The organism is Acidovorax temperans (genome assembly GCF_028596105.1).
GTDB lineage: Bacteria > Pseudomonadota > Gammaproteobacteria > Burkholderiales > Burkholderiaceae_C > Acidovorax > Acidovorax temperans.
This window is the reverse complement of sequence record NZ_CP117193.1, coordinates 2,922,169-2,941,728: the sequence shown is the minus strand read 5'-3', so window position 1 is coordinate 2,941,728 and position 19,560 is coordinate 2,922,169. Positions and strand designations below refer to the sequence as shown.

Below are 19,560 nucleotides of genomic sequence, written 5' to 3'. Positions count from 1 at the left end.
CGGCTTTTGATCTTGCTCAAAGCCTTCTGCGGCCTGCGGCGGCACATTCAATCGCATGCTGCCATCCAACTTATTTTCCTTGCCCATCCAGACGGAAGTGTTTGCCGCCGGCGAAGTGCTGCGCAGGCGCAATGAGGTGCTCACCTCTGTGCTGCACCTGGAAAGCGGGAGGGTGCTGCGCGGCTTTTATGAAGAAGGCTACCTGCGGCACCAGTTGGGTGCGGTGGAAGGCCCGTTCTGGCTCGACGCTGCATCGGCGCTGCTTGGCCTGCCCTTGCCGGTAGACATGGTGGCTGAAACGCGTGTGCAGTTGCGCCGGGTGCCGATTGCGGAGTTTCGCCAAAGCTTGGCCGCCATGCCCGAAGGGGCACGTGGCCTGCTGCTCGACATGGCGTCGGGCTATCGCCAGCAGTCTGAACTGGCGGTGAGCCGTCTGGCCCACGACGCGGAAACACGCTGTGCCCAGTGGTTGCTGAACCATGCCCAGCAGGATGCGTCCGGCACCATGCGCGTCACGCTGCACCAGCGCAAGCGCCTGATTGCGGCGCAGCTGGGCATCGCCCCGGAAACCTTCTCGCGCGTCCTTCGCCATCTGCGCGAGATGGGGCTCATCCACGGTACAGGCAATGTGCTGAACCTGCCGCAGCCCCTGGCGCTGCAAACCATGGCAGGTAGCTGACGACAGCGCAGCCCCTGAATCGCTGAATCTTGAGGATTGAACGCGCTGGTTTTCAGCGCGTTTGCCATTGGCTGGCGGCTGTGTGTGCGCTACGGCCAGCCTCTGTGTGTGCCCTGCGTTGGGGCCCTGCAAAGCCTGGTTGCCCTAAGGGTTTCTCCGTGTGATTTGATGAGGGTTCCACCCAAGCGTGGCCCTGGATGCACTGCGTATATTTGCTGGAAGCCTTGCTGCTATCACCAGCCTTTATGCCCAGCCTGCCACCTCACTTCTCAACCCATGTCATGCGCGCCACGCCTTGTGCAAGTGGGGTGGCTGGCGCGTCGGCGCGCGGTTGCGGCAGAGTGCTGTTGCTTATCTCTGCGGGCGCACCATGACCCCACGCCTCGCCCCTGCACAGCCTTCCGAAGCTCCGTCCTGGCACATGCCCGGGCCTTGGGTGCTGCGCATGATTTTGGTGGCAGTGTGCGCCATGGTGCTGGCGGGGGTTGGCGCCGCGTGGCATGTGTCCCAGGTGTCGGGCCAAGAGGCGATGCGCCGTGTGGTGGCACAGCAGACCGACGAGGTCGAAGTGATTGCGCGCCTGCTGGCCAGCAAGATGGAGCAGAGCCAGAAGGTGTTGCGCACCATGGCTGCGGGCGTCACGCCGCGCATGCAGGATTCCAGTTTTTTTGACGACCAGCGGCAGTACCTTGCGCTGCCCGCCCTGGGTTTTTTTGATGCGGTGCAGGTGGTGGGCAGCGACGGTGCCATGCTGCTGAACCTGCGCGGGGGCCGGCCTGTGGCCGCAGCCTCACTGGAGCCAGCCGAACGCGATGTGCTGCGGCGCACCCTGGCCGATGGAAAGCCCCAGGTATCGGAGCTGGTGGCCGGCGGAACAGGCGACGCCCGGGTGACTTTCACCATGCCCATGCACCGGGAAGATGGCTCCGTGCTGGGGGCTGTGGGCGGTGCCCTCAAGCTGCAATCGCAAAGCCTGCTGCCGCCTTCCATGGCATTACCTGAAAGAGACGATTCGCGGCTGGTGGTGTTCTCGCGGGACGGAACCATCCTGTCGCATTCCGACCCCACCCGGGTGCTGGGCAATGTGCGGGACGAGGCGGGGTTGTCAGCGGTGTACGCACAGTGGCTGCAGCAAGCCCAGCCGCTGGTGGGCCGGGGCATCACGCAGGTAATGCCCGACCACATCGTCAGCATGGCGGGCATGCCGCTGCCCCAGTGGGTGGTTGCCCGGGTCAGTTACTCGCGCGCTTTGCTGGCGCCACTGGCGGGTGCGCAACGCGATGCATGGTGGACCGTGGCAGGTGCACTGGGCGCAGGCGCCGTGCTGCTGGTGCTGCTGCTGGTGCTGCTGCTGGGGTGGATGGCCCAACCCCTGGCCCGGCTGCGGCTGGCTGCACAGCAACTGCTGCAGGTCGACACCCAGGGACCCGTGCAGTGGCCCCGGGTGCGGGGCGAAGTGGGTGACCTGGTCCAGGCGCTGGAGCGGCTGGCGCGCCAGGGCAGCCAGCATGCGGAGCAACAGTCCACGCTGGGTAGCCAGTTTCAGGCGATTCTGGACCACGCCTCGGTCGGGATCGTCATTACGCGCCACGGCGTGCTGGAGGTGGTGGGACGGCAAACCTGCCTGATGCTGGGCTATACCCCTGCCGAACTGCAAGGCAAGCCCGCGCGCACCATCTACGCCTCTTCAGAGGAATATGCCCGCGCTGGCGCCAGGGTGCAGGCCGAGTTTGCGGTGCACGGCGCGTTTGATGGCGACGTGTGCTTCATGCGCAAGGACGGCAGCCACGTGTGGGCGCGCGTACAGGGGCGGGGCGTGGGGGCTGGGTCCATCGACGGCGGCACGGTGTGGATTCTGGAAGACATCACCGCGGCCCGGGAGGCGCAGCAGCAAAAGGCTTGGGAGACCGAGCACGATGCGCTGACCCAGCTGTTCAACCGTGCGGCGTTTGACGAGCGTCTGGGAGCCCTGCTGGCGGAGCGCGCTACCCGTTTGCGCGATAACGGTGCGGCGCCGCATGCTGCGGCTGCAGGCGATGGCGTGGTGTTGTTCATGGACCTGGACCATTTCACCGTGGTGAATGACCTGGCGGGGCATGACGCGGGCGACGATGCGCTGCGCCACGTGGCGCGGCTGCTGGAATCCCAAGTGCGACAGCTGGGCTGGGCTGCCCGCGTGGGTGGCGACGAATTTGCCGTGGTGCTGCCAGGTTGCGCTTTGGCGCGAGGCCAGGCGGTGGCAGAGCAACTGCGCCAGGCGGTGCAGGCCTGGGCCCCGTCGTACCAAGGCAGCAGTTTCACCCTCAGCATGAGTATTGGTCTGGTGGCTCTGGAAGCGTCCATGCAAGACGTGGCTTCCGTCTTGTACGCGGCCGACATGGCGTGCTACGACGCCAAGCGGGCGGGGCGCAACCGGGTACAGACTGGTCGCGCCCGCGAAGCGTCTGCGTCAGGGCGCGTGGCGCTGGGCCCGGCCTGACTCGCCATCAGAGAACTGCGTCAACTCAAGCGCCCCAGTGCCCTCAGTACGTTCTCGGCCGTGGCAGGGGCCGTCAACACCACCGGCTTTGCTGACAGTTCGCCACTGCGCCCCGCGGCGATGGCATTGCGCAGCGCCTCATACACGCTGATGGCCAGCATGAAGGGCGGCTCGCCCACCGCCTTGCTGCCGCCCACGTTGTCCTCGCGGTTGGCCTCGGGCCACAGATCCACCTTGAAGTGCTCGGGAATGTCGCCCGTGGCTGGAATTTTGTAGGTGCTGGGGGCGTGGGTCGATAGGTAGCCCTTGTCGTTCCACACCAGTTGCTCGGTGGTGAGCCAGCCCATGCCCTGCACAAAGCCGCCTTCGATCTGCCCCACGTCGATGGCCGGGTTGATGCTATGGCCCACGTCGTGCAGGATGTCCACCTTCAGCACGCGGCTCTCGCCCGTCAGCGTGTCGATCACTACCTCAGAACAGGCTGCGCCGTAGCTGAAGTAGTAGAAAGGCCGGCCGGTAAGGGTGGCCTTGTCGTAGTGGATTTTGGGCGTGCGATAAAAACCGTCGCTCCACAGCTGGATGCGGTTGGCGTACGCCTCTTTCACCACGGCGTCAAAGCTGCGCACGGTTTTTGGCGAGATGACCTGCCCGCCCACAAAACGGATGGCCCCGGCGCCGCAGCCGTCCAGCCCGCACACGAAGGATGCCAGGTTGTCGCGCACATTGCGCGCGGCGTACTGGGCGGCGCGGCCGTTCAAGTCGGTGCCGCTGCTGGCGGCGGTGGCGCTGGCGTTGGGCACCTTGCTGGTGTCGCTTGCCGTCACCAGCACGCGGTGCAGCGGCACACCCAGCTCATCGGCCACGATCTGCGCCACCTTGGTGTGCAGGCCCTGGCCCATTTCGGTGCCGCCGTGGTTCACCTGCACGCTGCCATCGGTGTACACATGCACCAGCGCGCCTGCCTGGTTGAACAGCGTGGCCGTAAAGCTGATGCCGAACTTGACCGGGGTGATGGCGATGCCGCGCTTGAGCACCGGGCTTTGTGCGTTCCACGCAGCAATCTCGGCCTGGCGCTGGCGGTAGCGGGCGGTCTGCTCCAGCTGCGGCAGCAACTCGTGCAGGATGTTGTCTTCCACCGCCATCTGGTAGTGGGTGACGTTGCGGCCCTCGCTGGCATCGCGCCCGTACAGGTTGGCCAGGCGCACGTCTTGTGCATCGCGGCCCAGTGCGCGCGCGATGTCGCCCAGGATGGCCTCGATGACGATGACACCCTGCGGCCCACCAAAGCCGCGAAACGCTGTGTGGCTCTGGGTGTTTGTCTTGCAGCGGTACGAGGCAATCTCTACATCGCTCAGGTAATACGCGTTGTCGGCATGGAACACCGCGCGGTCGGCCACGGGGCCGGACAGGTCGGCGCTGAAGCCGCAGTTGGCAGCCATTTGCAGCTTCAGGCCCGTGATGCGGCCGGTGTCGTCAAAGCCCACGTCGTACTCGTACGCAAACGGGTGGCGCTTGCCGGTGACCATGAAGTCTTCGTCCCGGTCCAGTCGCAGCTTGACGGGGCGGCCCAGCTTGTTAGCCGCCACAGCGGCCCACACGGCCAGGTGTCCGGCCTGCGTTTCCTTGCCGCCAAAGCCCCCGCCCAGGCGGCGGCACTCCACCTTGACCGCATGGTTATCAATGCCCAGCGCGTGGGCTACCCAGTGCTGCACCTCACCGGGGTGCTGGGTGCTGGAGTAGATCCACCACTGTTTTTGCTCCAGCGGCAGGGCGTAGGCGATCTGGCCCTCCAGGTAAAAGTGCTCTTGTCCGCCCACCTCGAACGCGCCTTGCAGGCGGTGTGCCGATTGCGCGAGGCCTGTGGCCGCATCACCCCGGCGCACAAACACGGGGGGGAGCACATAGCTTTGTGCCTGCATTGCGTCTTGCACCGTCAGCACAGCGGGCAGGGGCGTGATGTCGAGCTTGACGGCGCGCACGGCGCGGCGCGCCTGCATCACCGAGTCGGCCACCACCAGCCCAATGACCTGGCCGATGTGCTGCACGGTGGTGTGTGCAAACACGGGCTCGTCGTGTGCAAAGGCAGCCAGCAGCTTGTCGCCGGGCACATCCTGCGCCAGCACCACGCCGCGCACACCGGGCAGGGCCAGGGCGGCGCTGGCATCCACACCGTTGAGCGTGCCATGGGCCACAGTGGAGAGGATGGGCGCGGCGTACAGCGTGCCCTTCACCTCCGGCAGGTCGTCGATGTAGTGCGCGGCACCCGCCACCTGGGCGCGGGCGCTCTCGTGGAAGTGCGATTGCCCCATGGCAGCGCGTGCGGGGGCGGGCAGGGCGGTGTCTGGCACGGTATGGTCGGTGGAAGGTTTCACAATGCGCTCTCCAAGTGGGTCGCCTGCAGTTGCGCGATGCTGGCCGGGGCGCCGCCGCCCTGGCTTTCCAGCCAAAAGCGTTGCAGCAGATTGCCCAGCACCGTGCGGCGGTAGTCGCCACTGGCGCGCATGTCCGAGATGGGGCTGAACTCGGCCTGCAGCACGCGCATGGCTTGCTGCACGGTGGCCTCGGTCCAGGGTTGGCCTTGCAGTGCGGCTTCGGTTTGTTGTGCACGCACCGGGGTGGCCGCCACGCCCCCCGCGCCGATGCTGGCGCGCTGCACCGTGCCGTCTGCGATGTCGACGTTGAGCACCAGGCAAACCGCAGAGATGTCGTCGTCAAAGCGCTTGGAAATTTTGTAGGCCCTGAGCTGTTCGGAGGAGGCGGGTTTGGGCACGACGATGCGTACCAGCAATTCGTCGGGCGCCATCACGTTCTGGCGGTAGCCGGTGTACAGGGCTTCCAGCGGCAGCGCTCGCTCGCCGCGCGCCTGGCTGGCCAGCACCACCTGGGCACGCAGTGCGATCAGCAGCGGCATGGAGTCGCCAATGGGCGAGCCGTTGGCCACATTGCCCCCCAGCGTGCCCGAGTTGCGCACGGGCAGACCCGCAAAGCGGTGGGCAAACTCGGCGAGGCTGGGCCACTGGGCGGTGAGCCGGGCAAACGCCTCGGTCAGCGTCGCGGCGGCGCCGATGGCGATGTGCTTAGGGGTGTCGTCGATGCGGCGCAGCTCGGCGGCGCGGGTCACGTCCAGCACCTGGGCAAACTGGCGGTGTTGCTTGGTCACCCACAGGCCCACATCGGTGGCGCCAGCCACCACTTGCGCCTGGGGGTGGGCAGCGCGGGCGGCCAGCAGTTCGGCCTGGGTGGTGGGGGTGATGTAAGCCAAATTGGCCTCTGGCGCTTGTGGGGTAAGCGCAAGCAGCTCTAGTTTTTGTAGCAATTCCGCTTCGTTCACGGCCATGGGGGGCAGCTGGGCCATCTGCTGCGCGGCGTCCAGAATGGGTCGGTAGCCCGTGCAGCGGCACAGGTTGCCCGACAAGTCCTTCGCGGCCTGGGCGCGCGAGATGCTGCGGCCCTGGCACACCCGGTTTTGGTACATGCCAAACAGGCTCATCACAAAGCCGGGGGTGCAGAAGCCGCATTGGGAGCCGTGGCACTGCACCATGGCTTCTTGTACCGGATGCAGTGCGCTCTTGTCCGTAGGCTGCGCCGAGGAAGCGACAGGCTGGATCAGCGGGTCTTCGGCCAGGTCTTCCGCCGTCCACAGCGCCATGCCGTCAATCGAATGGGCCAGGCGGATGCAGCTGTTGACGGCGCTGTAGCGCACCTTGCCGTGCCCATCGGCCTCGCCCAGCACCACGGTGCAGGCACCGCAGTCGCCCTCGCCGCAGCCTTCCTTGGTGCCGGTGCAGCCCAGGTCCTCGCGCAGCACCTCCAGCAAGGTGCGGTCGGGTGGTACATTGCCCAGCGCCACGGGCTGGCCTCGGCGCAGGAATTGCAAGGGTCTTGTGGTCATGACAAACGCTTCTTTGATCTTTGAAAGCCCCGCAGAGGGTAGAACGCAGCGCCACCATCGGCATACGCGCAAGCTTATGACAGCCATGCCCCTACCGCTATGAGAGACCAAGCCCTTTTCGACAAGATAGACCTCCATCTCATAAGGGTCTTGCACACCGTGCTTACTGAACGCAGCGTATCGAGGGCCGCCGTCCGTCTGGGCATGCACCAGCCGGCGGTGTCGGCCGCGCTCAAGCGCCTGCGCGACCTGGCGGGCGACCCGTTGCTGGTCCGATCGGGCGCCAGCATGATGCCCACCGACGCTGCCCTGCGCATGGTGGAGCCCGCCGCGCTGATCCTGCGCTCGGCCGAGGCACTGTTTTCTGACGCACGGGGGTTTGACCCGCGCACGGCCACCCGAACCTTCCGTGTGGCGGCCAGCGACTATCTGGACCCGCTCTTCTTGCCCCAGCTGGTGGCCCGCATCAAGTCACACGCCCCCCTGTGCCCGATTGAAATCCTGCCCCTGTCGGCTGATGCGCATTACCACGCCCACCTGGCCCAGGGCGATGTGGATGTGGTGATTGGCAACTGGCCCCAGCCGCCGGATGACCTGCACATGGGCCGTCTGTTTGGTGACGAGGTGGTGTGCCTGGTGAACAAGGACCATCCTGCCGTGCGCCGGGGCTGGACCGAGGCCGACTGGCTGGCGGCGGAGCACATTGCCCCCACGCCCACCCACCCTGGGGCGCGTGGTGTGATCGATGCGCACCTGGACAGCCTGGGCCTTTCGCGCAACATCACCGCGCGCTGTGCGCATTTCAGCGCCATTCCGCACATCGTGGCTTCCAGCTTGCTGGTGTTGACCACCGGGCGCCAGTTTTGCGAACGGTTCACAGCGCAGCTGCCGTTGGCCATCCTGCCCAGCCCGGTGGCGTTTCCAAGATTGATGTATTACCAGCTGTGGCATGCGCGCACCCACCACTCGGCTGCGGCCATCTGGCTGCGTGATACGGTCAAGTCCGTCGCCGCGTCGCTACGAAAAGAATAGCTGCTTGCGCATGCTGACAAAGCCGCAAGGCAAGATTTGCCCCTACACGCCCCGAGATAACAAGTTGTAATTCTGAGAGACAATCTCCGCATGAGTTCTCCCCCCATTCCTTCAGCGCCTGGTGCGGCGCCGCCACGGCTGCAGCTGGCGGGCATCACCAAGCGCTACCCGGCCGTGGTGGCCAACAGCGGTGTGTCGCTGACGGTGCAGCCCGGCGAGATCCACGCCGTGCTGGGCGAAAACGGCGCGGGCAAGTCCACGCTGATGAAAATCATCTATGGCTCGGTCAAGCCCGACGAAGGCAGCGTGCACTTCAACGGCCAGGCCGTGCAGGTGCGCAACCCGCAAGAGGCACGCGCCTTGGGCATTGCCATGGTGTTCCAGCATTTCAGCCTGTTCGACACCCTCACGGTGGCCGAAAACGTATGGCTGGGCCTGGACAAGAGCCAAACGCTGGCCGAAGTGACCAGCCGCATCACCGCCAAGGCCGCCGAATACGGCCTCGACATCGACCCCCTGCGCCCTGTACACACCTTGAGCGTGGGCGAGATGCAGCGCGTGGAAATCATCCGCGCCCTGCTCACCAACCCCAAGCTGCTGATCCTGGACGAGCCCACTTCGGTGCTCACGCCCCAGGCGGTCGAAAAGCTGTTTGTGGTGCTGCGCCAGTTGGCGTCCGAGGGCTGCAGCATTCTCTACATCAGCCACAAGCTGCACGAAATTCGCGCGCTGTGCACTGCTTGCACCGTGCTGCGGGGCGGCAAGGTCACCGGGGTGTGTAACCCTGCGGAAGAAACCAACGCCTCCCTGTCGCGCCTGATGATTGGCGCCGAGCCGCCTGCGCTGGAGCACCGCCCGGCGCAAGCCGGTGCTACGGTGCTGCGGGTGCAAAACCTGTCGTTGCCGCGCGCGGACCAGTTTGGCGTGGACTTGATTGACGTGGAGTTTGAGGTCAAGGCGGGCGAAGTGGTGGGCATTGCCGGGGTGTCGGGCAATGGGCAGAAGGAGCTGCTGTACGCACTGTCTGGCGAAGACCAGCGGGCCGATGCGGCCAGCGTCCAGGTCGCAGGCCAGAACGCGGGGCGCATGGGGCCTGCCCAGCGCCGTGCTTTGGGCCTGCACTTTGTGCCCGAGGAGCGGCTGGGCCGTGGCGCCGTGCCCACCATGGGCTTGGCGCATAACCTGCTGCTCACGCGCACTGACTCGGTCAGCGGCAGCGGCTGGATCAAGGTCGGGGCGTTGGAAAAGCACGCTGAGGACATCATCCGGCGCTTCAATGTGAAGGCCGGTGGCCCCCATGCCGCGGCCAAGTCGCTGTCGGGCGGCAACCTGCAAAAGTTCATCGTGGGGCGCGAGATCGACGCCAATCCCCAATTGCTCATCGTCTCGCAGCCCACCTGGGGGGTGGACGTGGGTGCGGCTGCGCAGATTCGCGGCTCGATTCTGGCGCTGCGCGATGCGGGCTGCGCCGTGCTGGTGGTGAGTGAGGAGCTGGACGAATTGTTTGAAATCTGCGACCGGCTGCATGTGGTGGCCAAGGGGCATTTGTCTCCCTCCGTGCCGCGTGCTGAGGCCACGGTGGAGCGCATTGGCGAGTGGATGAGCGGCCTGTGGCATGCCGATGTGCAAGCCCATCTGGCGCAGTCTGCGCAGCAGGCTACAGAGAAGGGGGCTCAGCATGTTTAAGCTGGAACCGCGCCCCCAGGCTTCTCGCCTGTGGACTTACGGCTCGCCGCTGCTCGCGTTGGCCGTGACGGTGCTCATCGGTATCGCCCTGTTCATGGCACTGGGCAAAGACCCGGTGCGGGGCTTGCAGGTGTTCTTCTGGGAGCCGATCAAGTCGCAGTACGCCTTGGGCGAGCTCATGGTCAAGGCCACGCCGCTGCTGCTCATTGCGCTGGGGCTGGCCGTGTGCTTTCGCTCCAATGTGTGGAACATTGGCGCCGAGGGGCAGTTTGTGATCGGCGCAGTGGTGGCGGGCGGCGTGGCGCTGCTGGCGGATAAGACCACCGGGCCGTGGATCGTGCCCGCCATCTTGCTGGCCGGGGTGCTGGGCGGCATGGCCTGGGCGGGGCTCACGGCGCTGCTGCGCGACAAGTTCAACGCCAATGAAATCCTGGTCAGCCTGATGCTGGTCTATGTGGCTACGCTGGTGCTGGGCTACCTCGTCTATGGCCCGTGGAAGGACCCCATGGGCTACAACTTTCCGCAGACCAAGACGTTCGAGAAGGTCACGCAGATTCCCCGACTGATGCAGGGCTCGCGCGTGTCCATCGGGTTGCTGCTGGCGCTCGCTGGGGCGGCGGCGCTGTGGGTGTTTCTGTTTCGCACCCGGGCGGGCTTTGCCCAGCAGGTGGGCGGGCTGGCCCCGGCAGCGGCGCGCTATGCAGGCTTTTCATCGCGCCGCGCGCTGTGGACAGCGCTGCTGATCTCGGGCGGCGCAGCGGGCCTAGCGGGTGCGCTGGAGGTGGCTGGGCCCATCGGCCAGCTCACGCCCTATGTGCCTGCGGGCTACGGCTTCGCGGCCATCATCGTGGCCTTTGTGGGGCGTTTGCACCCCGTGGGCATGATCCTCTCGGCCATCCTTATGAGCATGTTCTACATCGGCGGTGAACTGGCGCAGTCGCGCCTGGGGCTGCCCAAATCGCTCACGGGCGTATTCCAGGGGCTGCTGCTGTTCACGCTGCTGGCCTGCGACACATTGATTGCCTACCGCATCCGCTGGGTGGCCTCGAAGGGAGGCAAGTGATGGAATCGTATGCACTCCTTATCGGCGCCACGCTGAGTGCGGGCACCGTGCTGGCCATTGCGGCCCTGGGCCTGCTCATCAACGAAAAAGCGGGCATCGTCAACTTGGGGGCTGAGGGCATGATGCTCTGCGCCGCCATCGCAGGTTTTGCCACCGTGGTGCACACGGGCAACACCTGGCTGGGCTTTGCGGCAGGCATGGCCGCGGGGGCATTGCTGGCGGCCATCTTCGGTGTGCTGGTCATCTGGCTCAACACCAACCAGTACGCCACGGGGCTGGCGCTGAGCCTGTTTGGCGTCGGCTTCTCGGCGTTTGCGGGCATCAGCTACGTGCAGGCCAAGTTGCCTGAGCTGCCCAAGTACGCCATTCCCGTGCTGGGAGATCTTCCGCTGGTAGGGCCTGCGCTGTTCCAGCAGCACGCGCTGGTGTACCTCACCATGCTTCTGGTGCTGGCGCTGGTGTGGTTCCTGTATCGGTCGCGCGCCGGTTTGGTGCTGCGCTCGGTGGGCGAGTCGCCCGAGTCTGCCCACGCGCTGGGCTACCCCGTGCGCCGCATCCGGCTGCTGGCTGTGGTGGCGGGCGGCGCACTGTGCGGGCTGGCCGGGGCTTACATCTCTACCGTTTACACCCCGCTGTGGGTGGAGGGCATGGTGGCAGGGCGCGGCTGGATTGCGCTGGCGCTCACCACTTTTGCCACCTGGCGCCCGGCACGGGTATTGCTTGGTGCGTATCTGTTTGGTGGGGTGACGATGCTGCAGTTCCATTTGCAGGCCACGGGCGTGCAGGTGGCCAGCCAATTGCTGAGCATGCTGCCCTACCTGGCCACCATCGTGGTGCTGGCCCTGATCTCGCGCAACCCCACCTGGATTCGTGTGAACATGCCCGCATCTCTCGGCAAGCCGTTTTACCCCGGCTCATAATGGCTGTTTTTCGTTTTTCTCCTCCCGTTTCACAGTTTTCTCACAAGGAATCGACATGACCGATCTGCAAAAGCGTTCGTTGTTCAAAGTGGCGGCACTGTCTGCCCTGGCGGCTGCTGCCATGGTGGGCTGCGGCAAGAAGGAAGAGCCTGCGCCTGCTCCCGCCCCGGCACCTGCGGCAGAAGCCCCAGCACCCAAGCCCGAGCCACTGAAGATCGCTTTTGCCTACGTGGGCCCTGTGGGCGACGGCGGCTGGTCTTTTGCGCACGACAACGGCCGCAAAGCCATCGAGAAGGAATTTGGCGACAAGGTGGTGACCAGCTTTGTGGAAAGCGTGCCTGAGTCCGCCGACGCCGAGCGCGTGCTGCGCGACCTGGCGGGCCAGGGCAACAAGCTGATCTTTGGCACCACCTTTGGCTACATGGAGTCCATCCAGAAGATCGCGGGCGACCTGAAGGACGTGAAGTTTGAGCACGCCACAGGCTACAAGACCGCCGAGAACGTGCGCACTTACGACAGCCGCACCTACGAAGGCGCCTACATGGCCGGCGTGATCGCTGGGGCCATGACCAAGTCCAACACCCTGGGTGTGGTCGGCTCGGTGCCAATCCCTGAAGTGATCCGCAACATCAACAGCTTCACGCTGGGTGCGCAGTCGGTCAACCCCAAGATCAAGACCAAGGTGGTGTGGGTGAACGAATGGTTCAGCCCACCGAAAGAAACCGAAGCCGCCACCAGCCTGATCAACGGCGGCGCTGACGTGCTGTTCCAGAACACCGACTCGCCCGCCGTGCTGAAGACTGCCCAGGAAAAGGGCAAGCGCGCCTTTGGTTGGGACAGCGACATGACCGCCTACGGTCCCAAGGCCCACTTGGCTTCTGCCGTCATCAACTGGGGTCCTTACTACATCAAGGCCACCAAGGATGCACTGGAAGGCAACTGGAAGGGCGGCGAATCTTCCTGGTGGGGCGTGAAGGAAGGCGCGATCGACATCGTCTCCATCGCCGAAGACGTGCCTGCCGAAACCAAGGCCAAGGTCGAAGAAGTGAAGAAGGGCCTGGCCGATGGCAGCTTCGTGATCTGGAAGGGCCCCATCGCTGGCCAGGACGGCAAGCCCGTGCTGGAAAAAGACGCCGTGGCCGACGACAAGTTCCTGGGTGGCATCAACTTCTACGTCAAGGGCGTGGAAGGCAAGATCCCTGGTGCCGACAAGAAGTAAGGCACTGTTTTTCTGAAGCCAAGGCCGCCTTCGGGCGGCCTTTTTTTTATCTTGTGTCCTGGTTTGTTGGTTTGCATTGAGATGGCAAAAGGGCATGATGTTTTCAACGATACCCACGGAGTCTGCCCATGTTCAAAGTCCCCCCTGTTCCTGCCCAGCGCCTGCCCGAACTGTTGCGCCAGATGCCCAAGGCCGAGCTGCACATCCACATCGAGGGCTCGCTGGAGCCTGAACTGATCTTTGCGCTGGCCCAGCGCAATGGTGTGTCGCTGCCCTATGCCGATGTGGAAAGCCTGCGCCGCGCCTACGCGTTCACGAACCTGCAGAGCTTCCTCGATATCTACTACGCAGGCGCCAGCGTGCTGCTGCACGAGCAGGACTTCTACGACATGGCCTGGGCCTACTTCGAGCGTGCCGCGGCCGACAACGTGGTACACGCTGAGTTGTTCTTTGACCCGCAGACACACACCGAGCGCGGCGTGACCATGGCCACGGTGGTGCATGGCCTGCACCGCGCCTGCGTGGATGCGGGGCAGAAACTGGGGGTGAACGCCTCGTTGATCCTGTGCTTCCTGCGCCACCTGAGCGAAGAGTCTGCCTTTGAAACGCTGGAGCAGGCCTTGCCATTTCGCGACAAGTTCATCGGCGTGGGGTTGGACAGCAGTGAACTCGGCCACCCGCCAGAGAAGTTTGCCCGGGTGTTTGCCCGCTGCAAGGAGCTGGGTTTGCACCTGGTGGCTCACGCGGGTGAGGAAGGCCCTCCGGCCTATATCTGGAGCGCGCTGGATGTGCTGAAGGTGGAGCGCATCGACCATGGCGTGCAAGCCATCCACGACGCCGCCCTGATGCAGCGCCTGGCGCAAGACCGCACGCCGCTCACGGTGTGCCCACTGTCAAACCAGAAGCTTTGCGTCTTCCCCAACCTGGCTGACCACAACCTGGGCAAGCTGCTGGATGCTGGGCTGGCCGTCACCGTCAATTCCGATGACCCTGCTTACTTTGGCGGCTACATCAACGAGAACTTCACCCAGCTTTTTGCCGCCACCGGTCTGACGGCCAGGCACGCGTACCAACTGGCGTTCAACAGCTTTGAGGCCAGCTTTGCCACCAACCCGCAAAAACGGGCGTGGGAGCACCAGCTCAAGGAGACCTTTGAGAAGTTTGTTGAGCACGACTACTGAATCGTCGGCGGTTGATGCGGGGTTTCCATCCCCCGCAGCCTTGCCATGCTACTGGTTGGGGAAGATGGGGATTGACAATCTGTTCTCCATTTTTTGTTGTAAGGTTCGCGGGGTATCATGTTGCACTTTGTTGCGTTTGGCCCTGTGCACCAAGCGCGCGGACTGAAGCGCGACGACTCCCCCTGAGCGTTTTCCGGAGGAGGTCGCGCTGCTTGCCACCCAGCCCTCTGCGCGGCTGCTGGTCGGCCAGTTCCGTAACCCACCCCGTCATCACCTATGTTTCTCAATCAGTTATCCATTGCCAAGCGCCTGGCCTGCGTGCTCGGCCTCATTCTTTCCCTGTCGTTGCTGACCAGCCTGTTTGCCGTGTTCAAGCTGCAGCAAATGGGCGAGGTCACCGATGCCATGCTGGCCGTGAACCTGAAAACCGAGCGCGCCGCCGCCGACTGGCTGCGCAACACCACGGCTGGCGTGCAGCGTGCCGCTGCCATTGCCAAGAGCAGCGACCCCAGCCTGGTCGAGTACTTTGCCCCGGCCACGGCGGCTGCCATTTCTGAGACCAACGAGTTGCAGAAGTATGTGGAGTCGCAGATGGTGACGCCCGAGCAAAAGGCGTTGAACGACAAGGTGTCGGAATTGCGCAAGGGCTATCTGTCTGCGCGTGAGGAAGTGAACAAGCTGAAAAAAGCGGGTGATCCAGATGGCGCTGCCAAAGCCTTTGCCGAGCGTTTTGAACCTATGGCCCGCAGCTACGTGGCTGCTGTGCAGGAAGTGGCCACAGGCCAGCGTGCCCAGCTGGACGCTGCCGCCAAGCGCAATGACGACCTGCGTTCGCAAACCAGCGTGCTGCTGGTGGTTTGCGGCCTGCTTTCCTTGCTGCTGGGCCTGGTGCTGTCGTGGTACCTGTCGCTCAGCATCACCCGCCCCCTCAAGCTGGCCGAGGCCAGCGCCCGCGATATTGCCAACCTCGATCTGACCGGGCAGGCCCAGGCGTCTTACTCCAACGATGAAACCGGACATTTGCTGCGCGCCATCGACCAGATGCGCACGGTGTTGCAGACAGCGCTGCAGCAAGTGCGGGGCGTGGTGGACAACATCTCCACCGCCAGCCACCAGATTGCTTCGGGCAACCAGGACTTGAGCGCCCGCACCGAAAGCGCCGCCAGCAGCCTGCAGGAAACGGCCAGTTCCATGGAAGAGCTGACCAGCACCGTGCAGCACAGTGCCGATGCGGCTACCCAGGCCAGCATGCTGGCCAACTCGGCTGCGCAAGTGGCGCAGCGTGGAGGCGATGTGGTGGCCCAGGTGGTCAGCACCATGGACGAGATCAACAACAGCTCCAAGAAGATCTCCGACATCATCGGCGTGATCGACAGCATCGCCTTCCAGACCAACATCCTGGCGCTAAACGCTGCAGTGGAAGCGGCCCGCGCTGGCGAGCAAGGCCGCGGCTTTGCGGTGGTGGCCAGCGAAGTGCGCAGTCTGGCGCAACGTTCTGCCAATGCTGCGCGCGAGATCAAGAGCCTGATTGGCGCCAGCGTGCAAAGCGTGGAGGATGGAGCCCGCCTGGTGGGCGATGCGGGCTCGACCATGGACGAAATCGTGGCCAGCGTCAAACGTGTGACCGACATGATGGGCGAGATCAGTGCTGCCACCAAAGAGCAAAGCCATGGCATCGGCCAGGTCAACGTGGCGGTGACTCAACTCGACCAAATGACGCAGCAAAACGCAGCGCTGGTGGAAGAATCCACCGCCGCTGCGCAGAGCCTGAATGACCAGGCCCAGCGCCTGAGCGAAGTGGTGGGCCAGTTCCGTCTGGGTTACCAGGCAAACCCCAGCTTGAAGCGCCTCGCGTGATCCACCTGTAAAATCCGAATCTCTTGAAAACCGCTGCCCGGCGGTTTTCTTGTTTTTATCTTCGGGCCATGTAGAGGAACACCATGTACAAAAACCTCGCTGCCGCGCTCGCGGCCGCCTGTTTTTTCTCCCCCGCTTTTTCCCAAACCCCCGCGAAGCCGCAGGCCGAGCCCGTGAAAGCTGGCTTTGTCTATGTCTCGCCCATCACGGAGGCGGGCTGGACGCGCCAGCACGAAGAGGGGCGCAAGGCCGTCGAGGCCGCGCTGGGCAGCCAGGTCAAAACCACGTTTGTCGAGAACGTAGCCGAGGGCGCGGATGCCGAACGTGTGATCCGCGATCTGGCTGCCACCGGGCACCAGATCATCTTCACCCCCAGCTTTGGCTACATGGAGCCCACGCTCAAGGTGGCGCAGGATTTTCCCCATGTGAAGTTTGAATCCATCACCGGCTACAAGCAGACCGCCAATGTGGCTACAGCCAATGCCCGCTACTACGAAGGCCGCTACCTGGCGGGCATCGCGGCAGGCCGCATGAGCAAGACCGGTGTCGCCGGTTTTGTGGCGGGCTTCCCCATTCCTGAGGTGCTGCAGGGCATCAATGCCTTTACCCTGGGGATGCGCTCGGTCAACCCGCAGGCCACCGTCAAGGTCGTGTGGCTCAACGTGTGGTTTGACCCCCCCAAGGAACGCGATGCCGCCATGGCGCTGTTCAACCAGGACGTGGACGTGATCGCCTTCCACACCGGCTCCACGGCCGTGATGGCAGCGGCGCAAGAGCGCGGCAAGATGGCCGTGGCTTACCACTCCGACATGCGGCGAATCGGGCCTGATGCGCAGATCGTGGCCGTGACGCACCAGTGGGGGCGCTACTACACCGAGCGCGTTCGCGCTGCAGCCAACGGCACCTGGAAGAGTGCCAACCTCTGGGGCGGCGTGCGCGAAGAGATGATCCGCGTTGGTGCCTTTGGCAACCGCGTGCCGGCGGCTGTGCAGCAAGAGGTGCTGAAAGCGCAAAAGGCCATTGGAGCCGGCACGCTCCTGCCCTTCCGTGCAGGCAAGACCCCCGTGCGCGACAACGAGGGGCAGGAGCGGATTGCTGCAGGCCAGGCGCTGGGCGATGCACAGATCCTGCAGATGAACTGGCTGGTGGAAGGGGTGGTGGGCAAGCTAGCGCGTTGAGCGCGTTCGCGTTCCCGCATTGACTCGGCCCATGCCTTGCAAGCTGCCGTCCATAGCCACTATGGGGCGTGCAGTATGTGGGCATGGCGCGGTGCCAGTAAGCTAGGGCCTGTTCACACTATTTTTGCCAGATGCGTTGCAATCAAAAAGAGTCAGGCGCCAGGCGCCAAACGAAGCTGGGGTGCGGCCCCAGCGAGGCTTGGCAACGCCGCGGATGGCTCTTTTTGGTTGCAACCCGAAGGGAAGGCCATGAAAGCCGCGCCACTCGTTGTTGCGTTTCTAGCCAAGGCCCCGGCCTTGGCGTCGTCACGCGCCTAGATTGGCGCGGCTTTCATGGCCTTCGCACTGGCAAAAATAGTGTGAACAGGCCCTAGTACCCATGTCTGTATACCGTTCCGCCCTATTGCGCTTTGCCGACGACGGCCGCGCCCTGTATGACGAAGATGGCCTGCTGGCCATTGGCCCCGACGCGCAGGGCCGCCAGCGTGTGCTGGCGGCAGGTTCATGGCAGGCGCTGTGCTCGCAATACGCAGACCAGCCTGTCACCCACCTGCCGGGGCGTATCCTTGCGCCCGGGTTTGTGGATATGCACATCCACTTCCCGCAGACGGACGTGATCGGTTCGCCCGCTGACGGCTTGCTGCCCTGGCTGGAGAACTACACATTTCCGCATGAAAAACGCTTTGCAGCGCCCGATTACAGTGCGCAAGTAGCTCAGTTTTTTATAGCAGAGCTGTTGCGCAACGGCGTGACCACGGCGCTGGCATTTTCCACCTCGCACCCCGCCTCGGTGAATGCCTTGTTCACCGAGGCACAGCGCCAGCATTTGCGCCTGATCACCGGCAAGGTGCTGCAGGATCGCCACTCGCCCGATGGTGTGCGCGACGACACCGAACAAAGCCTCATCGATACCGAAGCGCTGATCCAGCGCTGGCACGGTGTGGACCGCCTGGGCTACGCCATCACGCCGCGGTTTGCCCCCACAAGCACGCCTGCGCAACTGCGCGGCGCGGGCGAGCTGGCGGCACGCTACCCCGATGTGTGGATCCAGTCGCATGTGGCCGAGAACCTGGACGAAATCCGCTGGGCGCGCGAGCTGTTTCCGCGCTCGCGCAGCTACCTTGGCGTGTACGACGACTTTGGCCTGATGCGCGAGCGTGCCGTGTATGCGCACTGCATCCACTTCGATGACGATGACCGGGCCCTGATGCGCGACACCGGCGCAGTGGCCGCCGTCAGCCCGACGAGCAACCTTTTTCTGGGCAGCGGGTTTTTCGACTACGCGAGTGCCGACCGGGTGGGATTTCGCTACGGACTGGCCAGTGACGTGGGCGGGGGCACCAGCTTCAGCCCCTTCCATACGATGATGGCCGCCTACTACGTGGGGCGTGAAGGGCAGACCAAGCCCGGCCTGAGCCTCTCGCCCCAGCAGCTGTGGTGGCAACACACGGCGGGTGCAGCCCGGGCGCTGGGCCTGGCGGGTGTGGTGGGCAACCTGCAGCCTGGGTGCGAGGCCGACTTTCTGGTGCTCAACCCCGAAGCCACGCCGCTGCTGGCGCGCAAGACGCGCCAGGCCCAGAGCCTGGATGAGCTATTGTTTGCGCTGATCGTGCTGGGCGACGACCGGGTGATCGAGCAAACCGTGATTTCTCAAGCAAAATACGCCCCTAGCGCTTGATGTAAAAGCGCTACCAGCTACATATTTAATAGCATCTCACCTGGCGCACCGATCTGCAGCCACGTGGGTGCTGCAGCGCAGGAGTCATTCGATGAGTATCAAGAGCGACAAGTGGATCCGCCGCATGGCCGAAGAGCACGGCATGATCGAGCCCTTCGAGCCTGGCCAGATCCGTGAACGCGAAGGCCACAAGATCATCAGCTACGGCACCAGCAGCTACGGGTACGACATCCGCTGCGCGCCTGAATTCAAGGTCTTCACCAACATCCACAGCACGGTGGTGGACCCCAAGAACTTTGATGAAAAGAGCTTTGTCGATTTCCACGGCGACAGCTGCATCATCCCGCCCAACAGTTTTGCGCTGGCCCGCACGGTGGAGTACTTCCGCATTCCGCGCAACGTGCTCACCATCTGCCTGGGCAAAAGCACCTATGCGCGCTGCGGCATCATCGTCAATGTCACTCCGTTCGAGCCCGAGTGGGAAGGCTACGTGACGCTGGAGTTTTCCAATACCACGCCACTGCCTGCGCGCATTTATGCGGGCGAGGGCTGCGCCCAGGTGCTGTTCTTTGAAAGCGATAAGGACGACGTCTGCGAGGTCAGCTACAAGGACCGCGGCGGCAAATACCAAGGCCAGGTGGGCGTTACCCTGCCCAAGGCCTGAGGCCCATCCGTTAGCGGGCGTTGCAGCCGAAG

Annotated in this window: 14 protein-coding genes; 12 read left to right on the top strand and 2 right to left on the bottom strand. The window is 64.3% G+C overall.

The annotated features are described in order from the left end of the window. Window positions 1–55: 55 nt before the first annotated feature. A complete protein-coding gene (locus PQV96_RS13800; protein ID WP_273623207.1) occupies window positions 56–679 on the top strand; it encodes a Crp/Fnr family transcriptional regulator in 624 nt (207 codons plus the stop codon). A 370-nt stretch (window positions 680–1,049) separates the two neighbouring features. After that, the gene (locus PQV96_RS13795; RefSeq protein ID WP_273623206.1) at window positions 1,050–3,158 is read left to right on the top strand and encodes a sensor domain-containing diguanylate cyclase; all 2,109 of its coding nucleotides are present in this window, start codon (window positions 1,050–1,052) and stop codon (window positions 3,156–3,158) included. 20 nt (window positions 3,159–3,178) lie between these two features. On the opposite strand, the gene xdhB is transcribed toward PQV96_RS13795, so the two are convergent. Both xdhB and xdhA read right to left on the bottom strand, forming a co-directional pair. After that, window positions 3,179–5,467 (bottom strand): xanthine dehydrogenase molybdopterin binding subunit, encoded by a 2,289-nt coding sequence (gene xdhB, locus PQV96_RS13790; RefSeq protein ID WP_273625260.1) that lies wholly within the window; start codon window positions 5,465–5,467, stop codon window positions 3,179–3,181. A gap of 59 nt (window positions 5,468–5,526) precedes the next feature. Then, window positions 5,527–7,050: a xanthine dehydrogenase small subunit gene (gene xdhA, locus PQV96_RS13785; protein WP_273623205.1), complete on the bottom strand. Its 1,524-nt coding sequence runs from the start codon at window positions 7,048–7,050 to the stop codon at window positions 5,527–5,529. 99 nt (window positions 7,051–7,149) lie between these two features. Here xdhA and PQV96_RS13780 point away from each other — a divergent pair, with 99 nt between their 5' ends. From PQV96_RS13780 to dcd, 10 genes are all read left to right on the top strand, one after another. After that, window positions 7,150–8,082, top strand: a complete 933-nt coding sequence (locus PQV96_RS13780) for a LysR family transcriptional regulator (RefSeq protein ID WP_207374551.1) — start codon at window positions 7,150–7,152, stop codon at window positions 8,080–8,082. 90 nt (window positions 8,083–8,172) lie between these two features. Further along, on the top strand, window positions 8,173–9,768 hold the full coding sequence (locus tag PQV96_RS13775) for an ABC transporter ATP-binding protein (protein ID WP_207374550.1): 1,596 nt from the start codon (window positions 8,173–8,175) through the stop codon (window positions 9,766–9,768). Then, on the top strand, window positions 9,761–10,831 hold the full coding sequence (locus PQV96_RS13770; RefSeq protein WP_207374549.1) for an ABC transporter permease: 1,071 nt from the start codon (window positions 9,761–9,763) through the stop codon (window positions 10,829–10,831). The genes PQV96_RS13775 and PQV96_RS13770 overlap by 8 nt, the downstream gene beginning before the upstream one ends. Then, the gene (locus PQV96_RS13765) at window positions 10,831–11,751 is read left to right on the top strand and encodes an ABC transporter permease (protein WP_207374548.1); all 921 of its coding nucleotides are present in this window, start codon (window positions 10,831–10,833) and stop codon (window positions 11,749–11,751) included. The genes PQV96_RS13770 and PQV96_RS13765 overlap by 1 nt, the downstream gene beginning before the upstream one ends. A 55-nt stretch (window positions 11,752–11,806) precedes the next feature. After that, a complete protein-coding gene (locus PQV96_RS13760) occupies window positions 11,807–12,970 on the top strand; it encodes a BMP family ABC transporter substrate-binding protein (RefSeq protein ID WP_044398879.1) in 1,164 nt (387 codons plus the stop codon). A 128-nt stretch (window positions 12,971–13,098) separates the two neighbouring features. Further along, entirely contained in the window at window positions 13,099–14,151 is a 1,053-nt protein-coding gene (locus PQV96_RS13755) for an adenosine deaminase (RefSeq protein ID WP_207375526.1), read from the top strand. A gap of 276 nt (window positions 14,152–14,427) precedes the next feature. Then, window positions 14,428–16,008, top strand: a complete 1,581-nt coding sequence (locus PQV96_RS13750; protein WP_207375525.1) for a methyl-accepting chemotaxis protein — start codon at window positions 14,428–14,430, stop codon at window positions 16,006–16,008. 83 nt (window positions 16,009–16,091) lie between these two features. Beyond that, window positions 16,092–17,186 carry a BMP family ABC transporter substrate-binding protein gene (locus tag PQV96_RS13745; RefSeq protein WP_207375524.1) on the top strand — a complete coding sequence of 365 codons (1,095 nt, stop codon included), beginning with the start codon at window positions 16,092–16,094 and terminating at the stop codon, window positions 17,184–17,186. A gap of 379 nt (window positions 17,187–17,565) precedes the next feature. Then, window positions 17,566–18,864, top strand: a complete 1,299-nt coding sequence (gene guaD, locus PQV96_RS13740) for a guanine deaminase (protein WP_207375523.1) — start codon at window positions 17,566–17,568, stop codon at window positions 18,862–18,864. A 91-nt stretch (window positions 18,865–18,955) separates the two neighbouring features. Then, complete coding sequence (gene dcd, locus PQV96_RS13735; RefSeq protein WP_044396909.1) at window positions 18,956–19,528, top strand: dCTP deaminase; 573 nt, start codon at window positions 18,956–18,958, stop codon at window positions 19,526–19,528. Window positions 19,529–19,560: the final 32 nt, after the last annotated feature.